Annotated in this window: 15 protein-coding genes and 1 CRISPR repeat array; of the genes, 9 read left to right on the top strand and 6 right to left on the bottom strand. The window is 60.7% G+C overall.

Annotated features, from left to right (window positions below; translation table 11 throughout):
• Window positions 1-110: 110 nt before the first annotated feature.
• The gene (locus C8D99_RS06745) at window positions 111-2,495 is read right to left on the bottom strand and encodes an ATP-binding protein (protein WP_166670055.1); all 2,385 of its coding nucleotides are present in this window, start codon (window positions 2,493-2,495) and stop codon (window positions 111-113) included.
• A 304-nt stretch (window positions 2,496-2,799) separates the two neighbouring features.
• Here C8D99_RS06745 and C8D99_RS06740 point away from each other — a divergent pair, with 304 nt between their 5' ends.
• Window positions 2,800-3,075, top strand: a complete 276-nt coding sequence (locus C8D99_RS06740) for a LexA family transcriptional regulator (protein ID WP_133957375.1) — start codon at window positions 2,800-2,802, stop codon at window positions 3,073-3,075.
• Window positions 3,051-4,349, top strand: coding sequence for a Y-family DNA polymerase (locus C8D99_RS06735; RefSeq protein ID WP_133957374.1), 1,299 nt, complete (start codon window positions 3,051-3,053; stop codon window positions 4,347-4,349). The genes C8D99_RS06740 and C8D99_RS06735 overlap by 25 nt, the downstream gene beginning before the upstream one ends.
• Window positions 4,350-4,401: 52 nt before the next feature.
• Here the strand turns inward: C8D99_RS06735 and C8D99_RS06730 are convergent, their stop codons facing one another.
• Window positions 4,402-4,893: a hypothetical protein gene (locus tag C8D99_RS06730; protein ID WP_133957373.1), complete on the bottom strand. Its 492-nt coding sequence runs from the start codon at window positions 4,891-4,893 to the stop codon at window positions 4,402-4,404.
• 309 nt (window positions 4,894-5,202) lie between these two features.
• Between C8D99_RS06730 and C8D99_RS06725 the strand changes: the two genes are divergently transcribed.
• The 3 genes from C8D99_RS06725 to C8D99_RS06715 all read left to right on the top strand — a co-directional run bounded on the left by C8D99_RS06725 (window position 5,203) and on the right by C8D99_RS06715 (window position 10,282).
• A complete protein-coding gene (locus tag C8D99_RS06725; protein ID WP_166670054.1) occupies window positions 5,203-6,762 on the top strand; it encodes an amidohydrolase in 1,560 nt (519 codons plus the stop codon).
• Window positions 6,763-7,075: 313 nt separating this feature from the next.
• Window positions 7,076-8,527, top strand: a complete 1,452-nt coding sequence (locus C8D99_RS06720; RefSeq protein ID WP_133957371.1) for a right-handed parallel beta-helix repeat-containing protein — start codon at window positions 7,076-7,078, stop codon at window positions 8,525-8,527.
• 288 nt (window positions 8,528-8,815) lie between these two features.
• The gene (locus C8D99_RS06715; RefSeq protein WP_208321115.1) at window positions 8,816-10,282 is read left to right on the top strand and encodes a right-handed parallel beta-helix repeat-containing protein; all 1,467 of its coding nucleotides are present in this window, start codon (window positions 8,816-8,818) and stop codon (window positions 10,280-10,282) included.
• A gap of 161 nt (window positions 10,283-10,443) precedes the next feature.
• On the opposite strand, the gene C8D99_RS06710 is transcribed toward C8D99_RS06715, so the two are convergent.
• Window positions 10,444-10,704 (bottom strand): hypothetical protein, encoded by a 261-nt coding sequence (locus C8D99_RS06710; protein ID WP_133957369.1) that lies wholly within the window; start codon window positions 10,702-10,704, stop codon window positions 10,444-10,446.
• 555 nt (window positions 10,705-11,259) lie between these two features.
• Between C8D99_RS06710 and C8D99_RS06705 the strand changes: the two genes are divergently transcribed.
• The 4 genes from C8D99_RS06705 to C8D99_RS06690 all read left to right on the top strand — a co-directional run bounded on the left by C8D99_RS06705 (window position 11,260) and on the right by C8D99_RS06690 (window position 17,295).
• Window positions 11,260-13,032 carry a right-handed parallel beta-helix repeat-containing protein gene (locus C8D99_RS06705; RefSeq protein ID WP_133957368.1) on the top strand — a complete coding sequence of 591 codons (1,773 nt, stop codon included), beginning with the start codon at window positions 11,260-11,262 and terminating at the stop codon, window positions 13,030-13,032.
• Window positions 13,033-13,146: 114 nt separating this feature from the next.
• Window positions 13,147-14,661 (top strand): right-handed parallel beta-helix repeat-containing protein, encoded by a 1,515-nt coding sequence (locus C8D99_RS06700; protein WP_133957367.1) that lies wholly within the window; start codon window positions 13,147-13,149, stop codon window positions 14,659-14,661.
• Between the two features lie 67 nt (window positions 14,662-14,728).
• Window positions 14,729-16,276, top strand: coding sequence for a hypothetical protein (locus C8D99_RS06695; RefSeq protein ID WP_208321114.1), 1,548 nt, complete (start codon window positions 14,729-14,731; stop codon window positions 16,274-16,276).
• Window positions 16,277-16,392: 116 nt separating this feature from the next.
• Window positions 16,393-17,295 (top strand): NAD(P)-binding domain-containing protein, encoded by a 903-nt coding sequence (locus C8D99_RS06690; RefSeq protein ID WP_133957365.1) that lies wholly within the window; start codon window positions 16,393-16,395, stop codon window positions 17,293-17,295.
• A 57-nt stretch (window positions 17,296-17,352) separates the two neighbouring features.
• Here the strand turns inward: C8D99_RS06690 and C8D99_RS06685 are convergent, their stop codons facing one another.
• The 3 genes from C8D99_RS06685 to C8D99_RS06675 form a co-directional block, all read right to left on the bottom strand.
• The gene (locus C8D99_RS06685; protein ID WP_133957364.1) at window positions 17,353-17,727 is read right to left on the bottom strand and encodes a hypothetical protein; all 375 of its coding nucleotides are present in this window, start codon (window positions 17,725-17,727) and stop codon (window positions 17,353-17,355) included.
• Window positions 17,728-17,889: 162 nt separating this feature from the next.
• Window positions 17,890-18,300 (bottom strand): type II toxin-antitoxin system HicB family antitoxin, encoded by a 411-nt coding sequence (locus tag C8D99_RS06680; protein WP_133957363.1) that lies wholly within the window; start codon window positions 18,298-18,300, stop codon window positions 17,890-17,892.
• A 54-nt stretch (window positions 18,301-18,354) separates the two neighbouring features.
• Window positions 18,355-18,543, bottom strand: a complete 189-nt coding sequence (locus C8D99_RS06675) for a type II toxin-antitoxin system HicA family toxin (RefSeq protein WP_133957362.1) — start codon at window positions 18,541-18,543, stop codon at window positions 18,355-18,357.
• Between the two features lie 225 nt (window positions 18,544-18,768).
• A CRISPR array of direct repeats spans window positions 18,769-19,720; the repeat unit is 32 nt; unit sequence GTTTCAACTCACGCCCCCGCATGGGGGGCGAC.
• Window position 19,721 lies beyond the last annotated feature (1 nt).

Here is a 19,721-nt window from a genome sequence, read left to right as displayed (position 1 = left end):
CGATTCCTCCGTAGAGGGGAGAATAGATCTGTTTCCGGAAAAAGTCAAACGGAAAGAAAGGTTCGGGGAGAGGAAAAAAAGACAGGAAAGGGGAGGTCCGGGATGACCGGTTACCCGTCCCGCCCGAACCTCCGGGCGATCTCGCCGAGGATGTCTTCTGGAGTGAAGGGCTTTGTGAGGCATCCGTCCATGCCGGCCCTGCGGCAGAGGGGAAGGGCCCTGTCCGGATCGTGGCCCGTGAGGCCGAGGATGAAGGGCCGAACATCTCCGGGGTTTTCGTCCCTGAGGGCCCGGGCGGTTTCCAGTCCGTCCAGGACGGGCATTTCCAGGTCGAGGAGGATCACGTCGGGCGTATGTTTTTCCGCCAGCTCCAGGGCTTCCCTGCCGTCCGACGCGAGGATCACCTGCCAGCCGGGCCGGGAGAGCATTTTCGACAGGAGGGCACGGTTCACCGGGTGGTCGTCGGCGGCGAGGACGGTCAGCCGTTCCGGCAGGGGCGGAGTCTTTTCCTTCCCCTTCGGGACGTCCTTTTCGTTGGGTCCGTCCTGAAGGAGAGGGAGTGACAGGGTGAAGACGGCGCCCTTTCCCGGGGCGCTGTCCGCGGTCAGCTCTCCCCCCAGGAGCCGGGCGATGCGCCTGCTGATGGAAAGGCCGAGCCCCGTTCCCCCGGATTCTCCGGAAGACGGGCGCCCTCCCTGGGTGTAGGGCTCGAAAATGCTTTCCATCCGCTCCGGGTCGATTCCCGGTCCCGTGTCGGAGACGGTGAAGAGCAGCCGGGGAGAACCGGGGACGTCACGGGCTTCGGTCAAGGAAAGGGAGACGCCTCCCCGGGAGGTGAACTTCACGGCGTTGCCCAGGAGGTTGAACAGGATCTGCCGGATGCGGAGGGGGTCTCCGAGGGTGTACTCCGGAACATCAGGATTTACCTCTGTGCTGAACGTCAGTTCCTTCAGCTCCGCCTGGGGAGAGAAGAGGGCCGCGCATTCCCCGGCGAGTTCTCCCGGAGAAAAGGGGGCCACCGTAACGTTCATCCGTCCCGCCTCGATCTTCGAGAGGTCCAGGATGTCGTTCAGAACCTGGAGGATATGGTTTTTCGCCTTTTCCATCAGACGGAGGCCTTCCGCTGTTCCCTTATCGCGGCAGGTTTCGAGAAGGCGGTCGGAGATGCCCGCCAGCACATTCAGGGGATTGCGGATTTCGTGGCTTATCCTGGCGAGATACTCGCCTTTCGCAGCGCTTGCCTGTTCCGCAGCCTCCCGGGCCTTCACGAGTTCTTTTTCCAGTCTGCGCCGCTCCTCCAGCTCCCGCCGGGCGTCCTCGTAGAGTCCGGCATTCCGGAGGGCCATGGAGGCCAGGAAAGCGAACCGTTCAAGGTACTCCACCTTTGAACCGCTGATCTCCCTGGGAGGACCCTCGTAATACGTTGAGAGGTAACCGAAGGTGTGGTTCTTCCACCGGAGCGGGACGCCCACCGTGGTGGAGAGGATGTCGAAGTCCCTGTCGGGGAGGCGGTTTTCGTAGGTTTTGTAGTCGGGGACGACCATGGATTTTTCCGAGGCAAGCACCCGGGCGCCGAGCCCCCTGGAGAGAGGGATCCGCTTCCCGATCCACCGGGTGAGGAGGGGACCCCGGGCCCACCGGATATACCGTTCTCCCCTGGGATGGTCCGCGAAGGAGATGGCTCCGTGCTCGGTGTTCATGTAAGTGGCGGCGTAGTCGAGGATTTTCTGGAGAAGGACGTCCATGTCCAGGTCCTCCATCAGGTCCGCCGAGATCTCGCCGAGCATGGAGAGGGCGGAGTTCCGTTCCTGGAGGAGCAGATCCTCCCTCCTGCGTTCGGTGATGTCCGTCAGCCTCCCTCCGGCGTATCCCCCGTCGGGGGAGATCACCGCGGAAAGCTCCCCCCAGAAGGATGTGCCGTCCTTCCGACGGAACATGACCTCGAATCGGTCGAGAAAGCCGCCGTCGAACCGGGCAAGGGTCATTTCGCGGGCCGCGTGGGAAAAGAAGGGGTTCCGGGCCCAGAGGGAGGATAGGAACTCTTCCGGTTCTTCGAAGCCGAAAAGGCGGGCGAAGGGTGGATTGCAGTCCAGGATCCGCTCGAAATTCCGGTCCGCCCGGTAGACGGGGACCAGGTTCTGGCTGCACACGTTTCTGCAGGGGAACGCTTCATTCCGGCGGAACCCTTGCGCCGCCACGAAAAGGCTCCTGAACCCGCCCGGGAAGCAGCACCTGAACTCCTGGACCGGAACGGTTCCGAGGGAGGGAATGTCCATGGAATATTCCAGGATCACCCGGCCGTTGACTGCGGCAGCCCGGTTTCCCTCGGCGAGGATGCGCTGCCTGTCTTCCGGGATGATGCGGTCCAGAAGGGCGTCTCCGTCCTCAAAGAAGGGAGAGCCGGAGGAGAGAAGGATCCACGGCGGCGGGGAAGCGAATTCGGCCTCCGATGCAACGGCGGCGTCTCCGCCGTTTGTGTGGGTCAGTCCGTTCATGCCTTTCTTCCTCCCGGTGTTCCGGAATGGGACACTTGATTCTGTCATGGGCCAGCCGGGTAAAGATATCATACTCCATGAGCCGGAGACTAGTTACGGTCTGGGTCTTGAGACTCATTTTATCTGCCGATTTCCTGTATTTCCACTATTTGCTGAATAAAAGGGCAGGAAGAAGAAAAAAGAAATGATTTCTTAGGGTTTATATTTTAGCATATTGACTTTCTGTGTGTATGTATTTATACTGGCCTACGAATACTTTCAGTGATCATTATACACCAAAATATCCTGAAGGAGAGTGTAATCCATGGCCGTCCACATGACGCGAAGCAACGAGATTCAGGGCAGCGCCGCCGGGCGCCTTCTGGACATGCTTCTTCCCCGTCCGTCCTCCACCTTTCTTCTCCGGTCCGCCGACGCCCCCGGGTCCATCCTCGTGGTGGACCGGGCCGTTCCCCCCGCGGAGGGACGGAAGGCCATCCTTTCCACAGAAAGAGGGCTCCGGCTCGCCACCCTGGACTCCAGGTTCGATTCGTCCAGGGTGTGGGGGGTGGTGACGTGGGTCATCCGGGAGCCGTCCTGAAGTCCTGCGCCGATCTGTTGGCCCTCTGTGACTGCAACAACTTTTTCGTCTCCTGCGAACGGCTCTTCCGTCCCGACCTGGAGGGGCGTCCCGTGGTGGTTCTCTCCAGCAACGACGGTGTGGTCATCTCCCGCTCCAACGAGGTCAAGGCCCTCGGGGTGAAGATGGGGGAGCCCTACTTCAGGGTGCGCTCCTTTCTGGAACGTCACGGCGCAGCGGTGTTTTCCAGCAATTTCCGGCTCTACGAGGAAGTGTCAGCCCGGGTCATGGCGTGCCTCCGGAGGTTTGTCCCTTCCATGGAAGTCTACTCCGTGGACGAGGCTTTTCTGGAGGTTCCCCCTGAGGGGAAAAAGAAGCCGGAGGAGTGGGCCCGGGACATCCGGGCGGTGGTCCTCACGGAGACGGGCATTCCCGTCTCCGTGGGGGCGGCCCCGACGAAGACGGCGGCGAAGCTTGCGGCCGAGCGGGCCAAGAAGCGCCCCGAGACGGGGGGCGGGTTCGCCCTCCTGCCCGGCGAGCCGTGGGACGATCTTCTCCGGGAGGTTCCCGTGGAGGATGTGTGGGGGATCGGCCGGCGCTGGAGCGATTTTCTCCGCAGGCGGGGCATCTCCACGGCCCTCCGCCTGCGGGATGCCCCCGACGACCGCCTGGAGAAGCACCTAGGGATCCGGGGGCTCAGGACGGCGTGGGAACTCCGGGGGATACGGTGTTTTCCCATAGAGGAGCAGGAAAAGCCCCAGAAGTCCATCCAGTCCTCCCGGTCCTTCGCCGTCCCGGTCCGGGACAGGGAATCCCTTGCCGAGGCGGTGACGGAGTTCACCTTAACGGCGGGACGGCGTCTCCGCTCCCAGAACTCCCTCGCGGGGAGCCTTTCGGTGAGCATCTCCACCAGCCGCTTCCGGGGATCCTTCTTCGGGGCCAGGGCGGAAGTGGCCCTTGAAAATCCCACCGACAGCGACATCACCCTCATACGGGCTGCGGCGGGGGCCCTTTCGTCCATCTACCGGGAAGGGCACGATTACGAGAAGGCCGAGGTCTGCCTGGGAAGCCTCTCCTCCGCCGGGACGGTGCAGCTCTCTCTCTTCGGGAAAAGAGAAGACCGGGGGGCGGCCCTCTCCAGGGCGGCGGACCGGCTCAACGGTGAAGCGGGCCGAAGACTCCTTCTGCCGGCGGCCCTGCTCGGGGAGAAGGAGTGGCATCCCCGGAAGGACAGGCATTCGGGCATGGGGCTGGAGGACCTGGAAACACTCCCCGTGATTTCAGGGGAAAAATAAAAAGGGAAGGAGCGGATGCCCGCTCCTTCCCTTTCAATCAGGTATGGACAGATTACTTTACGGCCGTCAGGGAACCAAAGAGAGCCTGCATGTCGGCAGCGTTGTTCTGGGGGGCGCCGGCTTCACCGAAGCATACGATGAGGCCGAGAAAGTCGCCTTCACCCTGAAGCACGGCCACGCTCACAACGGCATCGGCACCGTCGCTTTTTCCGGCCCCGTCGATGGTCACGGCGGGAATGCCGTTGATTTCCGTTTCCTTCGCATCCTCGTATTCCACGTCGGTCATGACTCCCTCAACGATCTCGTCCACCATGGCAAGGGCTCCGTCGAGCCCTTCTTCGCCGTCCACTTCGCCGAAGAAGGCGATCATGTCGCCCTTCGGGGACACGAACATGGTTCCGAGATTGGAGTCGGCGGGCTGCCACGTGTCGGGAAGAGTGAACTGGATTCCGGCCTTTTCCATGGCATAGGTGCCGGCAAAGGCGACGGCGGAAGAAAGAACGACAAGAGCGACAAGTGCGGTGACAGCGAACAGCTTTTTCATAAAATGAAACCCTCCTGAGATGTGATGATTATCACCGGATGAACGGTGAAGAAGCCCGAATAGAACTCTTGCGTCTACTTTTCGAGGGATAATATTGCAAAATAATAAAAATATATTTGACACACTATCCTAATCATAAATAATTTAAAGGATAGGGCGCCTTTTGGAAAGAATAGCACTCTTTTGCCGGGCCTGCAATAGAACCCACCGGGAAGAAGTGTAAAAAAACATCAAGGGAGAGGCCTTTTTCGGCCGCGGGCTCTATAATGATCTGAAATGAAGCTCATCATCCATGCCGGGAGGATTTTCATGAACAGTCTGCTCATTGCCGGAGGAACTCTCTGGAACGGGAAAAAATTCCTCCGGGGAGAGGCGCTGCTTCTCACCGAAGGGATCATCGCCGCCGCTGGGCCCGAGGATGACGTCCTGGCGGCGGCCCCTGCTTCCTGCGCTGTCCTTCGGCTGTCGGGGGAGTCGGTCCTTCCAGGATTCACCGACGGCCACATCCACCTCACCACCTGGGCGAAACAGAAAGCTCTGCTGGACCTTTCTTCCGCCCGCTCCCTGGCGGAAGCCCTTGCCATGGTAAGGGCCGAGTCGGAAAAGCTCCCCCCTGACAGGTGGGTACGGGGATGGGGCTACAACGATAGCCGCTGGCCCGAAGGCCGCTCAGTGACAAAGAAAGATCTCGACGGGCTCGGCATTCCGAACCCCGTGCTTCTCCAGAGGGTGTGCACCCACCTGAACGTGGCGGACAGCAAGGCCCTGGTCCTCTCGGGGCTGGAAAGCGCCGACGGGGTTCTGCCGGAACGGGAGGCCATCCCCGCCCTCAGGGCCATGGAGCGGAACGTGTTCTCCCGCCCCGCCATGAAAGAAGCCCTGAAGAAGGCCCTTTTCGAGCTTGCCTCCCACGGGGTCACCTGCGCCCATCCCTGCGGCGCGGACGACTACGGCATGGAGGAAGACCTGTCCCTCTACGGGGAGCTCCGGGACGAAGGAGCCCTGCCCCTCCGGATCTTCACCTACCACGACAGCCACTCCTACCCTGTTCTGCCCTCGGGCCTGGGCGACGGCTGGGTCCATTACCAGGGGCTCAAGATCTACCTCGACGGAAGCCTCGGGGGAAGGACGGCGGCCCTCTCGGCTCCCTATTCCGACGACTCGTGGGAAGAGGGACGTCTCAACTGGTCCGACGGTGACGTGCTGGAGCTGCTCCGGGAGGCCAGGCGGCGGGGAGTCCAGACCATGCTCCACGCCATCGGCGACCGGGCCCTCGACCAGGGGCTCCGGTGCATCGAGGCCGTGGACGGAGAATTCGGCGTTCCGGCTCTCCGGGACAGGATCAACCACGTGATGGTCTGCCGCCCTGACCAGCGCCGCAGACTCGCCGCCCTGGGGCTCTTCTGCGACATCCAGCCCGCCTTCGTCCCCAGCGACATGAACATGGCGGAAAGCCGCCTGGGCAGGGAGCGGCTGGCCTGGGCCTACGGATGGCGGTCCCTTCTGAACGAGGGGCTCGTCATTTCCGCGTCCAGCGATGCCCCGGTGGAGTCGGTGAATCCCTGGCTCTCCGTCCGGCACCTCCTGGACCGTGCGGGCAGCGGCGGGGAACCTGCCTTCCGCCCGGAAGAACGGCTTTCCCTGGAGGAGGCGCTGCCCCTCTTCACCTCCAACCCCTGGCGGGCCATCGGGCGGGGAACCTTCTCCGGCAGGCTCGCTCCGGGATACGCCGCCGATGTCACCGTCCTCGACCGGGACATCTCGGGGGCCGATGGCAGTGTCGTGGGGGAGACCTCACCTCTCTTCGTCTTCGCCGGAGGCATCCTGTCGAAGGGAGAGCTGGACTGCTTTCCGCGGTTTTCCCGCTGACCGCAGATAGAACCGGAAGCCCCGGAGCCGCCGAGCGGTTCCGGGGCTTTTTTTGTATCTCCCGGACGAAGCAGCGTGAGCTAAAGGAATCACAGGGGTGAGTTCCCCGTACCCCTCTTTTTTCCGCCTCATCAAAAATCCATGCAGAGACCGGTTTTGAGCGATGCTTTTTCCCGGTAAAGAGGTTTGTCTCACCCTATTTACAAAAACGATACAGACAATTTATTCTTCAGTTCAAGAGCATTTCTTTCCTCATGGTGAAGCCGGCGGCTTTTTTACGGCTTCGGCGGAAACTGCGAAAGGAGAGATCGGAATGGAAAACGAAAGAAAGAGGATTGTCGTGCTGCTTCTGGCAGTGTTTTCATGTCTACTGGCCTTCACGTCTTTCGCCGAAGGGGCGGTGAAGAGAGTCACGGTGAACGGGGGGATTGCCCCCAGGGACGGAGATTCCTGGGAGAAAGCCTTCAGTGTCGAAGACTTCCGGATCAACCACGCCATGATGCCTGTCGACACAGAATTCTGGCTGGCCGCAGGCGTCTATGCCCCGGGGGCGGCAGGAAACAGGGACGCCGCATTCTACCTTGCCTCGGGCACGTCCATCTACGGAGGCTTCGCTGGCAACGAGGTTACCAGGGGCCAGCGGAATCCCCGGGCGAACATCACCGTTCTGACAGGGGACATCGACGAAAACGACACCAGGGACGGAAACGGCGTGACGACGGCCATCAACGGGAACAACAGCTACACGGTGGTGGTGGCTGAAAACGTGAATTCGACGGCCATCCTGGACGGGGTCGTCATTACCGGCGGAGATGCCTCCAACAGCGGTGGAACCGAATTCCAGAAAAACGGCGGGGGCATGTACGCCGTGAACAGCAGCGCGGTGATCCGGAACTCCTCGTTTATCGGGAATTTCGCCGACTCAAGGGGAGGCGGTATTTTCGGGTCCATCAGCGGTTCACGGGTGACAAACTGCTACTTTTCGGGAAACACTTCGGGCCGGGGCGGCGGAATGCATCTCGTGGACAGCGACGAGATGGTCCTCGAGGACTGCACTTTTTCTGACAACCTAGGGCTCTACCGGGCCGGAGGACTCTCCCTCAGGAATTCTGACGTCAGGGTGTCATCCTCCACTTTTTCCGGGAACAGGGCCTTCGACGGGGCGTCCTGGGGCGACGGAGGAGGGCTTTTCACGGAACTGAGTTCTCCTGTGCTGACGAACTGCACCTTTTCGGGCAACAGGGCCTATTACGGCGGCGGAATGTATAACGACGGCCAGGCCGCAAAAGTCATCAACTGCACTTTTTCCGGCAATGCTGCGGATGTCGGCAGCGGGCTCCGTGTTTACAACGGAACTCCGGAAGTGAAAAACTGCATTTTCTGGAATGACGGGGGAGGAAACGAAATCGTGGAAAACAGCGCGGTAGCCGTGGTTACCCGGTCAGTGGTCCGGGGAGGATTTCCCTCGGGGTCGTCGATCATCACCGCCGATCCGAAGCTTGGCCCCCTGGCCGACAACGGGGGACTGACCCTGACCCACGCCCTTCTCCCGGGAAGCTCGGCCCTCGACAGGGGGACCTCCGCAGGCGCCCCCTCCACGGACCAGAGGGGGGTGTCCCGCCCCCAGGGCAGCGGGTACGACATCGGGGCCTACGAACTTGCGGTTTCCTCCGGAGGAGGAGGCGGGGGATGCGGCATCTGGGGCACTCCGTTCCCCGGAGTGCTCCTGCTGATTCTTCCGATGTTCCTTATTATCAGGAAGTAGCGGGAAGAGGCCCCTGCCTGATGAAAAGACCACTAGGGCGGGGATGGGGGCGTTTTGTGTGAGATCAATGAACCGCCGGCATTATGGTTTAAGGGGTGATTTCGGAGCAAATAAACATAGTGTCCACCAAAAACAGAAAGCCCGAATCGAGTAGTTGTCCGGTTGGAAAGAGGGGACGCCGCGGGCGGAATGGGGGTATCGGAAGGTGCGTTTTTTCCGGTTTCCAGAAAAGGGGTGTGCGCTGTGGTGAAAGGGTATCGGAATGATGGGGTGTACCGTGCGGCGGCATTGGTCTTTCTTTTTGCGTTCCTGTTATTGCTTCCCGCTGCCTCAGAGGCGGTGATTTACGTCACCCAGAACGGGGCTGGGGCAAAAGACGGCTCGAGATGGGAAGACGCTTACGGCGAGGCTGAATTCTGCCAGAATCTGAACAATTCACCTGTGGGAACCGAGTTCTGGGTGGCGGCGGGAAAGTACCGCCCTTCCACGACAGGGGACAAGACCTGGTATTTTGTCCTTGATCCCGGTGTTTCCCTCTACGGCGGATTCACGGGCACGGAGACCTCAAGGAACCAGCGGAACTGGAGGACGAACGTCACCGTCCTGACCGGCGACCTGGACTTCAACGATACGGTGGACGCCCACGGTGTTACCCGGAAAGCGTCCGACATCAACGCCGCCGGGAACGGCAACAGTATCAGGGTGCTATACGCCTATGGCCAGGGAGGAGTGCTGGACGGTTTCACCGTCACGGCGGGGTATGCATTGAATGATGAGGGCGGCGGCATGATGGACGTGGCAAGCTCCGTGGCGATACGGAACTGCACTTTCGCGGGAAACTTCTCCAGCCAGAGCGGCGGAGGGCTCTACAGCAGAAACTCATTCTCCACCCTGGAGAACTGCATCTTTTTCGGAAATAAAGCCGACTGGGGCGGAGGCATGTACACCGATAACAGTGCGTCCGTAGCGGACGGATGCATTTTCACTGAAAACGAGGCCGTCTACGGAGGAGGCATGGCTGCCGCCAACACTCACGTTCCGGAAGTGAAAAACTGTACATTTTCAAAGAATACGGCTTCTGACCGGGGCGGCGGCATGTATACATCGAATTCAGCGAAGGTTTCATCAAGCACCTTCACGGAGAACAGCGCTTCCGATGGAGGAGGGATGTTCTGTATAGGCTATGCCCCGACGGTGACAAACTGCACTTTCTCGGGCAACACGGCCTCCGGCCAGGGAGGCGGCATCAACAACTACTGGCTTGCCTCGACGACGATAATGAACAGTACATTTTACGGCAACGGCGCCAATCAAGGGGGCAACATGGCGAACCTGGACAGCAGTCCGGCAGTGACGAATTCCATCTTCTGGAGTTCAGCCGCCGGAGGGGAAATATTCAATGACGCGACCTCGATTCCGGTGCTGTCCCATTGCGTGGTCCAGGGGGGGTACATCGGAGGGACGTCGATCATCGCCGGGGATCCGAAGCTAGGCCCCCTCGCCGGCAACGGAGGTCCTACCCGCACATGTGCGCTTCTTCAGGGCAGTTCAGCCATCGACGCCGGGAAGGCCGCCGGCGCCCCCTCCACGGACCAGCGGGGGGTGTCCCGCCCCCAGGGCAGCGGGTACGACATCGGGGCCTTTGAACTGGCCGTTTCGTCCGGCGGAGGCGGAGGAGGATGCGGCGTCCGGGGCGCCCCGTTCCCCGGAATGCTTCTGCTGGCCCTTCCCCTGGTTCTGCTCTTCCGGAAGTAACCGGAACAGAACAGCCCGATCCGCCTTTTTCGCGCCCCGGGGCCGCGCCGAGCGGTTTCGGGGCGCGTGTTCAGGGAAGGAGCATAAAACGGGGGAATATTCCGTTCTGATGGGTTATTTACGAAACAGCATAAGGATACTATACTGTAAAAACAGAAACTTCAGATTAAAAGCGGCGGGCCGGTCGGATACCCCATGTGAGTGCGAAGCGGAAACGGAGTGATCGCCATGGCGGGATTCAGGCGCAAAAGGTGCGGCGTGATCCTCTTTCTTTCCTTCCTGATCGTTTTATTCTCTTTTTTATCCACTTTTTCCGGCATGTCGGAAGGGGCTGTGAAATACGTGACCCGGACCGGATCCGGGAACAAAAGCGGCGCTTCCTGGGCTGACGCCCTTGACGAGGCAGGTTTTCGGGGAGCCATCGACGGGGCTCCTCCGGGGACGGAGTTCTGGGTGGCCAGAGGCAGGTACCGGCCCGTGACGAGCCTGGGAGGCGCTCCGGCGGCAGCGAGAAGCGCGGCCTTCCAGCTGAAGACGGGAGTCGCCCTCTACGGGGGCTTCGCGGGCACGGAGGCCTCCAGGGAGCAACGGAACCCGGGAGCGAACGTCACCGTGCTTACCGGTGACATCGAACTGAACGACACGGTGAATGCCGACGGGGTGACCCTGAAGTCGTCCCATATCGCGGGAAGCAACAGCTACTCGGTGGTGAAGGCCGTCGGCGTGTCCCACACGGCCGTCCTTGACGGATTCAGCATTAGGGCGGGAAGGCGGACGGAGATTCCGCCGGAGCCCCCGACAACTCCGCTTCCTACGGGGGAGGGCTCTTCGCCCTCAACAGCACCCCCACGATCACGTACTGTTCGTTCACCGGCAACGACGCCTACTGGGGCGGAGGAGGGCTCTGCACCACGGCCGGCGGCCCGATTTTCACGGCGTGCATTTTTTCCGGAAACACGTCCAGGAACGGCGCCGGCATGTACGACGATTCGGGAAACCCCCTCCTCGCGGAGTGCTCCTTTATTGAAAACACGGCGTACCAGACCGGCGGGGGCATGTACAGCCGATCCGGCCGTCCGGTCCTCTCGGACTGCGTTTTCTCGAAAAACGCCTCGAATGACGGCGGGGGCATGCACAACTTCGACAGTGCCGTTCCGGTGCTCACGGACTGCGTTTTCTCCCAAAACACCGCGGTGAAAAACGGAGGGGCCATGGCAAACGTCCTGAATTCCGCCCCCGAGATGACGCGATGTTCCTTCGTGAACAACCGGGCCGACGACCTCTCGCAGGGAGGAGGGGCCATGGCCTCCACGAACAGCGCGCCGAAGATGACGGAATGCTCCTTTTCGGGAAATTCGGCCAGGGTCTATGGAGGCGCCCTCTACAGCTACATCTGCCAGGGAGAAGCGGTGGACTGCGACTTTTCGGGGAACTCGGCCGACTCGGGAGGCGCCGTCTATAACACGAACGGCACATCCACATCCTTTTCCGGAGGATCCTTTTCCGGCAACACCGCCCGGATGGGCGCGGCCATGTACAACTCTGCGAGCAGCCCTTCCCTGACGAAGGTTCTCTTTTCGGAAAATGCAGCGTCGGACAGCGGCGGAGGGGTATACAACTATTCCGGCAGCAGCCCGGCAGTCACGGAATGTATTTTCTCGGAGAACACGGCCAAACGGGCCGGAGGCATGGGAAACACGTCCTCGAGCAACCCCGCGGTTACGGCCTGCACCTTTTCGGGCAACACGGCCTCCTCCGACCACGGAGGCGGCATGCTCAACTCCGGAAGTTCACCGGAGATCAGGCGGTCCCTCTTCCGGGGAAACACTGCCAAAGATATGGGAGGGGGCATGCTCAACCTCATGGGCAGCCCCGTGGTCATCAACTGCACTTTTTCAGGCAACGGGGGAGTCCGCGGGGGCGCCGCCGCCAATTTCCAGAGCACCGTCACCATGAGAAGCCCCACCCTGGCGGGGAACGGGGGGAGTACGGTCGCCGGAGTCTATACCTATGACGGGTCTTTCTCCGCCGTGAACTGCATTTTCTGGAACCCCTCAGGGGCGGAGATCGTGTCCGCCGGGGGAGCGTCCGCGACAGTGACGGACTCGGTAGTCAGGGGAGGCTATTCGGGAATGGGGAACATCAGCTCGGACCCGAAGCTCGGCTCTCTCGCGTGGAACGGCGGGCCGACGAGGACCATGGCCCTTCTTTCCGGAAGCTCCGCCATCGACGCGGCAGAGGCATTCTTTTCCCCTTCGGTGGACCAGCGGGGCGTCTCCAGGCCCCAGAAAAACGGTCACGACATGGGCGCCTACGAGGCAGGCATAAGGAAAATGCTGACCATCAGGGCGTCCCTCGGCGGCCTCTTCAGGTTCAGCACGGAGGGGATGTCGTTTCCCAGCGGGATGGGGGAGACCTGGAGCTTCATGGAGGGGGCATCCCTGACGGTGACCTTCGTTCCCGACGCCGGGAAGGCGGTGAGGGACGTTCTTGTGGACGAAGTTTCCATAGGCCCTGTCTCAGGCTATACCTTCACCGGCCTTGAAAGGGACCATTATGTCGAGGTGGTTTTCGGCGCCGCCCGTTCCGGTTCCGGAGGAGGAGGCGGCTGTGCGGCGGGAGAAGTCTCGTGGATTGAAGCCCTGTTTCTTCTCGTCCCCCTCGCCGGGGCAGCGGGAAGACGGGGAACATCCAGGCGGAAGGGCGCTCCGGAAAACCGGGAAGCCAGGAAAGGAGCGGGTGTGCCGTGACGGAGAAAATGCAATGGAAAGTCTGCGGGGTTTTTCTTGCGGTGGTGGCGGTTCTCACGGCGGCATGGGTCTTTCTTCCGCCGGCCTCTCCCGGAGAAGCGGCGACGGTGATCCATGTCACCCAGGCCGGGGCGGGGCTGCGGAACGGCACGTCCTGGGCGAACGCCTGCGGGGAGCGAGATTTGGGTCGCAAAGGGAACGTACCGTCCTTCCCTTCCGGGCGCGGGAGTTCCCGCGAACCGGGAGGCTTCCTTCGCCCTGAAGTCCGGGGTGACCCTCTACGGCGGTTTTGTCGGAGGAGAGACCAACACGCGGCAGCGGGACTTCCGGAAGAACGTGACGGTCCTCACGGGAGACCTGGCGGGAGACGACACCGTGAACGGCGACGGCGTGACGGAGACGGCGGCGGGCATCAAAGGCCAGAACAGCTACACCGTGGTGAGCTCCTTCGGCGCGGCCGCCCCCAACACGGGAATACTGGACGGCTTCACCATCACAGGCGGGAGCGCGGACTTTCCGGAAAACATCGGAGGTTCCAAGCGGAACGGGGGAGCCATGTACAACACGGGAAGCAATGCCGTCATCCGAAACTGCTCCTTCATCGGAAACTTTGCGGAATGGAGCGGAGCGGCGGTCTACAACGTTTCAAGCTCCCTCCGGTTCGGTTACTGTGTTTTTTCCGGAAACAAGTCCCGGACAGGCGCAGGCATGTACAACCAGGCCAGCAGCCCGGAACTCGTAAGCTGTACATTCTCCGGAAACAAGGTACTTGCTGACGCCGCAGCCATTCACAATTACGACGGAAGCAGCCCCACCATCAGCGGGTGCACCTTCACCGGCAACGAGGCAGAGAGAGACGTTGGAGCCATCGCCAATGTGGATCACTGCAGCCCTGTCATAATCAACTGCACATTTTCGGGGAATATTTCGAAAAAGGGTATTTGGGGCGGAGGGGCTATAGGAAACTCGGGAAACTGCAACCCTGAGATAACAAACTGTACCTTTGAGGGAAATGCAGCGGAGGAAGGCCCGGGCGGCGCGATAACCAACGCAGCAAGCAGCAGCGCAAAGATAGCTAACTGCACGTTTTCCGGGAACAGTGCTGTTACGGGTGGGGGCATGTTCAATTTCAACTGCTCCCCCTCAATTGTGAACTGTACCTTCGCCGGCAATACGGCCAACAGCGCGGGAGGCATGAGGAACAGCGGCGGCGGGGCTCCGGTGGTGAAGAACTGTATCTTCTGGAACAATGCGGGGCAGGAGGGGAAAGAGATCCTGAACGATACCGATGCCATGCCGGTGGTGTCCTACTGCGTGGTGCGGTACGGCTACACCGGCGGGACCTCCATTTTTACCGGAAACCCGAATCTCGGCACCCTCAAGGACAATGGCGGCTACACGAAAACCCACGCCCTGCTCCTGGGAAGTTCGGCCATCGACAAAGGGACGTCGGCGGGTGCTCCTTCCAGCGACCAGCGAGGGTACCCCAGGCCCCAGGGATCGGCCTATGACATCGGCTCCTACGAGTTCGCCCCGTCCTCGGACAGCAGCGGGTGCTCCGCACTGTCCCCCGGCGGAATGACGGCGGTTCTGCTGCTGGCGCCGCTTCTCCTGCTGTTCGGAAAATAAGGGAAAGACGGCAAAAAGGAAGAAGGGAAATGCAATGATGAAAAAGCTGTCCTGTCTGGTTTTAGGAGTGATTGTGCTGGCAGCCGCTGTGGGCGGAAGGCCCTCTTCGGCGCAGACTCCGGTGTCGGCTGACGAAATCCGGTTCGTCATGCCTTCCGGCTGGGTGAAAAAAGAGGCCCCGGCGCCCGGAACGCTGGCCTATTACGTGCTGATGTACCAGGGCAAGCCCTACGGAGAAATGTACCTCTCGAAGGAACCCCTTTCGTCAGTGCTCAGCGCCCGGCAGGTGCTCGAAGAGGGGCTGAGGAAAAACTCCGCGGGGCTTCAGGGCTATCAGCCCATGGGTACTTTTCCCGTTTCTGCGGCCGGAGTCAGTGACGCCGTGGCCCATGATTTTACCTACTTCCCGCCTCAAAGTCCCGTTCCCTTCACCGGCCGGGTGGTGGTGCTCGTGGTCGGCAATGCCTCCTACACGTTCTTTTTCAACACGACTTCGAGCTTTTTCCCGTCCGTAAAGGGATCCTTCGGTGAAGTCACTGCGTCGATTCAGGCGGTTCCGAAGCCCCCGGTGCAGGAGGTGAAGAAGGCCGAACCCCGGACGGTGGAAGAACACGGCTTCAAAATGACCCTTGCGGGAGGGTGGAGTGACTCCGGGGATGCCATGGGGGCAAAATACCGGTATGCGGGAGCAGACGGACAATACCTGGCGTCCTTTTTCCCCTTCGGCAAGGATGAAAAGGCAGGAGTAACCGCGCTCTTCGCGCTCATGGAAAAAAGGGATGCCCTGGAAGCGGTGCTTGCTTCAAAGGTGCGGGACAGTTTCCAGACCTACGGCGACTATACCCCGGTCGGCACCGCCAGGCGAAAAGTCGCCGGAAGCGATGCGATAATCCACGATTTCCGCTCCCGGAAGGAAAACACCGAGGTTATGTTCCGATGGTGCATCGTTGCGGTCAGTGCCGTTCCCCCGAACGAAACCACAATAGTCGCACCGACCGTCTACGATTTTGCCTTCCTGACGTCTCACCCGGACAGGTTCGAGGAGTTGAAGCCGGTCTTTGACGCGGTACTCGACTCCATGAAGCCTTCCTCTCCCCTTCCGGTCCCGCCCCAGACCCCGGCTGCCCAGGAAGGGACGGCGCCCCCTTCCGGAGCGGCCGGCCCCGGACTTCCCGAGCTCGAGGATGAGGAGGTATTCAGTGCCCCTGACGGAAGGTTCACCGTAACGCTTCCTCCGGGGGCAGTAAAGGACGGGGCTCCCAGGCCAGAATTTTCGGCCCCTTCGGGAGAAGTCGCCACCTATGGCATAGCCGGAAAAGAAAAGACCGTGGTCGTTCTTCACCTTTTCAATGCTCCTCCTGAAGGAGAGGCGTACAGGGACAACCTGGCGGCGGCCCGTGGAGGGAGAGCGGCTGGAGATGTCGTCATGGACGCGGGCCGGAAAAAGGTCCCGGTCAGGATCTACCAGACCCGGGACGGGCAGGTGCTGGTCGCCGCCCTTTTCGCAGATGACGGGCTTTTTATCGGGGTGCAGCTTCCGAAAGAGGCCTACAGCGGGTCGAGAGGCTGGATACAGGAGCTGATCACCGGAGTGCGGTTCAGGGATGGGGATTAGCCAATCCCTGGCCATAGCCGAAGGTACCGCCTCCTCATCTATTGCGCGGCGTCCTTTCGCTGATGATACAATGACGGTGCGGAGCGCGAACTACATCAGGGAAGGGACGGTACGGCATGACGAAAGAACGGATCGGATTCATCGGCCTGGGGATCATGGGAAAGCGGATGGCGCTGAACCTGCTCAAGGCGGGGTATTCCATGACCATCCGCAGCGGGAGCGAAGAAACCCGGAGCGAGTTTGCCGCCAGGGGCGTCCGGGTGGTACGGACACCCTCCGAGGTGGCTGCAGAAAGCGACGTGATCATCACCATGCTGCCGGGGTCACCCGAGGCGGAGGAGGTCTACCTGGGCGAACAGGGCATTCTCCGGACCGTCCGCGAAGGGAGCGTCTGCATCGATACCAGTTCCATCGATCCTGTGACGGCAGTGCGGATAGCCTCGGAACTTCGGAAAAAAGGCGCCGCCATGCTCGACGCACCGGTCAGCGGAGGCCAGGAAAAGGCGGAATCCGGCACGCTGTCCATCATGGCCGGAGGAGACGAACCAGTTTTCGAACGCTGCCTCGCCATTCTGAAATCCATGGGGCGGGACGTCGTCCTGGTGGGCGGATCCGGCGCCGGGCAGATCACCAAACTGGCGAACCAGTGCATCGTCGCCGTCAACATGGCCATAGTGGGCGAGGCCATGTGTCTTGGAAAAAAGGCGGGGGTGGACCCGCGAAAAATCTTCCAGGCCATACGGGGAGGCCTTGCCGGAAGCCAGTGCATGACGGACAAGGCGCCGCGCATGTTCAGCGGGGACTATACCCCCGGCGGAAAAATGTGGCTCCACGTCAAGGATCTGAAAAACGTAATGACCGCGTGCCGGGAGTACGGCGTGGCCATGCCGCTGACCGAAAGCGTTCTGGCCATGATGGAGGATGTGGTGCGGGACTGGGGGCCGGATACAGACCACGGCGGCGTGGCGAAGTACTTTGAGAAGCTGAACGGCGTCTCGCTGGTGACGAAGGACTCCTGAAACACTGGCGGCAATCCGGTTTTTCCTCGTTTCGATATTCCGGCGAAGAATCCGAACCTACGTGGCGGATTCTTCGCCGGTGTCCTTTGAAGGAGCGGCCTGTTCACAATACCGGTCGAAATTCCCCAGAAAATGATGACCGCAGGCGTTTTTCACCTTCTCGCGGATCGTTTCGAGGGTGACGGTCTTTTTTCCATGGTCCGCGTACAGGCTCTGGGCGACATACCTGATGCAGCTCTGCGACGGTATCTGGGAGCGGGTTCGGAAGTCTCCCTGTTTCATGTCCCGGTCGATGCACGCCTGGGCTCCCGTCTCCGGATCATCGGAAACCAGGAAATCAAGGAAAAGTGCCAGGGGGGTGCCCGGTTCCGCCTGGTAATTGCAGGGCGCCAGCAGCTCCCGCAGTTCGTTTTTTCTTTTGTAATCGGCCATCTCTGACTCTCCTCCGCACTCCGGGGGTGTGCCGGCTGTTCGGGTGTACTTTTTGGTACAGAGTATTATACACAGGACGGACGTACAAAGGGAGTACTGAGCTTCTCCAGAAAAGACAGCGCCCTTGCGGGACATTTTCCGGGCAGGGGCGCTGTCATGCGGCTACACGCCGAGTTTTTTCTTCAAGCCCTCCTGGAGTATTCCGGAAAAGTTGAGTTTGGCCTCCATAGCGAGCTTGTTCAGCCAGTTGGGGAGGGTAACGCTTTTCGTGACGCTTTTGTTTGCTTCCTCTTCACGGACGATGTCCATGCGAACGGTAACGAGGGATACGGCTTCTCCGGGGCGCACCTGCACCTTGTCAAAAGGAGTGGGGACAGGGATAACGTCGCCGTCACGCTCCGAGTAGTACAAGAAACCTTCGAGAGCCTCTTTGGCACGTGCGACCGCTTCAGCTTCCGACGTGCCGAAGGTTGCGCATCCGGGAAGGTCGGGGAACTCAACCGCTATATTTTTGCCGCTGCGGGAGAATATCGCCGGATATGTGCGGATATCCTTGTTTCCTCTACTGGCCATAGCTATTCCTCCTTTCGTCATGGGAACAGAATGTATTGCTTCAATGGGCGGAACTTACAGCCCCGCCGCCTTGAAAATGCTCTTGGCAGTCTTGGGGTCTACATCTTTCTCAGGATGAGGAACCGTGATCTTTCCCGGCTTTGTCTTGTGCTTGAAGTAGTGGTGATCTCCCCTGGCACCCAGCAGAAACCAGCCGTCCTGCTCCAGAATCTTTATGATCTCCCTGCTGCTGAAACTTTTCATTCCCCCTCCTCCCCTCGACAATAATATGATAACGCGTGTTAAAACACGTGTCAATCTTTGTGGAAGCCTTTGTATAAGGCCCAATTCATGAAGAAACAAAAATCAAATTTTTGGTCATGACATGGAAAATACCGATACAACCCAGTTTTTTCTTTCAGAAAACCGGGTGTTTTTCGCTCGCATGGGGGGCGACGAGGAGGCGCAGTCTGATCTGGATGCCTGGGCGTTTCAACTCACGCCCCCGCATGGGGGGCGACCCGGATCACGGTTACACCACCTTCAGCACGCGGTTTCAACTCACGCCCCCGCATGGGGGGCGACCAGCCGGCGTGTGGACCAGATCGCCGAACAGGTTAGTTTCAACTCACGCCCCCGCATGGGGGGCGACGCGGCTTGGTCCGGAGCTTTTGGGAGACGGATGGTTTCAACTCACGCCCCCGCATGGGGGGCGACATGGCGGCCAGGTTCGCCAATGTGACGCAGATGTTTCAACTCACGCCCCCGCATGGGGGGCGACCGTGGGACCGGGAGAAGGAAACTGTCCGCGACAAGTTTCAACTCACGCCCCCGCATGGGGGGCGACTTTGCCCTATATGCAAATCGATTGGAGCGGCCAAGTTTCAACTCACGCCCCCGCATGGGGGGCGACCTCTACGTAAGACCTTCGGGTATCTGCTGTACCAGTTTCAACTCACGCCCCCGCATGGGGGGCGACCGGAGCCCGGCTTCCGCTCCACCGCTCCGAAATTGTTTCAACTCACGCCCCCGCATGGGGGGCGACACCGTCTGGCGGCCATTGCGGTACCGGTCGTCGTTTCAACTCACGCCCCCGCATGGGGGGCGACCCGAACGCATCCGCGTCGAAAAATTGAGCTCCTGTTTCAACTCACGCCCCCGCATGGGGGGCGACGTGCCGACCATGATCTTGGTCGGGTCCTTCAGATTGTTTCAACTCACGCCCCCGCATGGGGGGCGACGCGCGTAATCCCTGGTGTTCTTACGGCGCAAGTACGTTTCAACTCACGCCCCCGCATGGGGGGCGACCCATCGGACAAGCCCAGGTATTCGCGGTTGATGCTGTTTCAACTCACGCCCCCGCATGGGGGGCGACCTCCCATTCAATAGTCTTAAGAAGCTGTTCATCAGTTTCAACTCACGCCCCCGCATGGGGGGCGACC

This window comes from Aminivibrio pyruvatiphilus, assembly GCF_004366815.1.
Lineage (GTDB): Bacteria > Synergistota > Synergistia > Synergistales > Aminobacteriaceae > Aminivibrio > Aminivibrio pyruvatiphilus.
The sequence above is the reverse complement of the archived record's forward strand: the minus strand, read 5'-3'. Positions and strand labels throughout refer to the sequence as shown.

Excerpts from the sequence above, each read along its gene's own strand:
- C8D99_RS06745 (WP_166670055.1), bottom strand. The coding sequence starts at position 2,495 with ATGAACGGACTGACCCACACAAACGGCGGAGACGCCGCCGTTGCATCG.
- C8D99_RS06740 (WP_133957375.1), top strand. The coding sequence starts at position 2,800 with ATGGCCGTCCACATGACGCGAAGCAACGAGATTCAGGGCAGCGCCGCC.
- C8D99_RS06730 (WP_133957373.1), bottom strand. The coding sequence starts at position 4,893 with ATGAAAAAGCTGTTCGCTGTCACCGCACTTGTCGCTCTTGTCGTTCTT.
- C8D99_RS06725 (WP_166670054.1), top strand. The coding sequence starts at position 5,203 with ATGAACAGTCTGCTCATTGCCGGAGGAACTCTCTGGAACGGGAAAAAA.
- C8D99_RS06720 (WP_133957371.1), top strand. The coding sequence starts at position 7,076 with ATGGAAAACGAAAGAAAGAGGATTGTCGTGCTGCTTCTGGCAGTGTTT.
- C8D99_RS06710 (WP_133957369.1), bottom strand. The coding sequence starts at position 10,704 with ATGGCTCCCCGAAAACCTGCCTCGTCAAGGGCGTCAGCCCAGGAAGCG.
- C8D99_RS06705 (WP_133957368.1), top strand. The coding sequence starts at position 11,260 with ATGTACGACGATTCGGGAAACCCCCTCCTCGCGGAGTGCTCCTTTATT.
- C8D99_RS06700 (WP_133957367.1), top strand. The coding sequence starts at position 13,147 with ATGTCACCCAGGCCGGGGCGGGGCTGCGGAACGGCACGTCCTGGGCGA.
- C8D99_RS06690 (WP_133957365.1), top strand. The coding sequence starts at position 16,393 with ATGACGAAAGAACGGATCGGATTCATCGGCCTGGGGATCATGGGAAAG.
- C8D99_RS06685 (WP_133957364.1), bottom strand. The coding sequence starts at position 17,727 with ATGGCCGATTACAAAAGAAAAAACGAACTGCGGGAGCTGCTGGCGCCC.
- C8D99_RS06680 (WP_133957363.1), bottom strand. The coding sequence starts at position 18,300 with ATGGCCAGTAGAGGAAACAAGGATATCCGCACATATCCGGCGATATTC.
- C8D99_RS06675 (WP_133957362.1), bottom strand. The coding sequence starts at position 18,543 with ATGAAAAGTTTCAGCAGCAGGGAGATCATAAAGATTCTGGAGCAGGAC.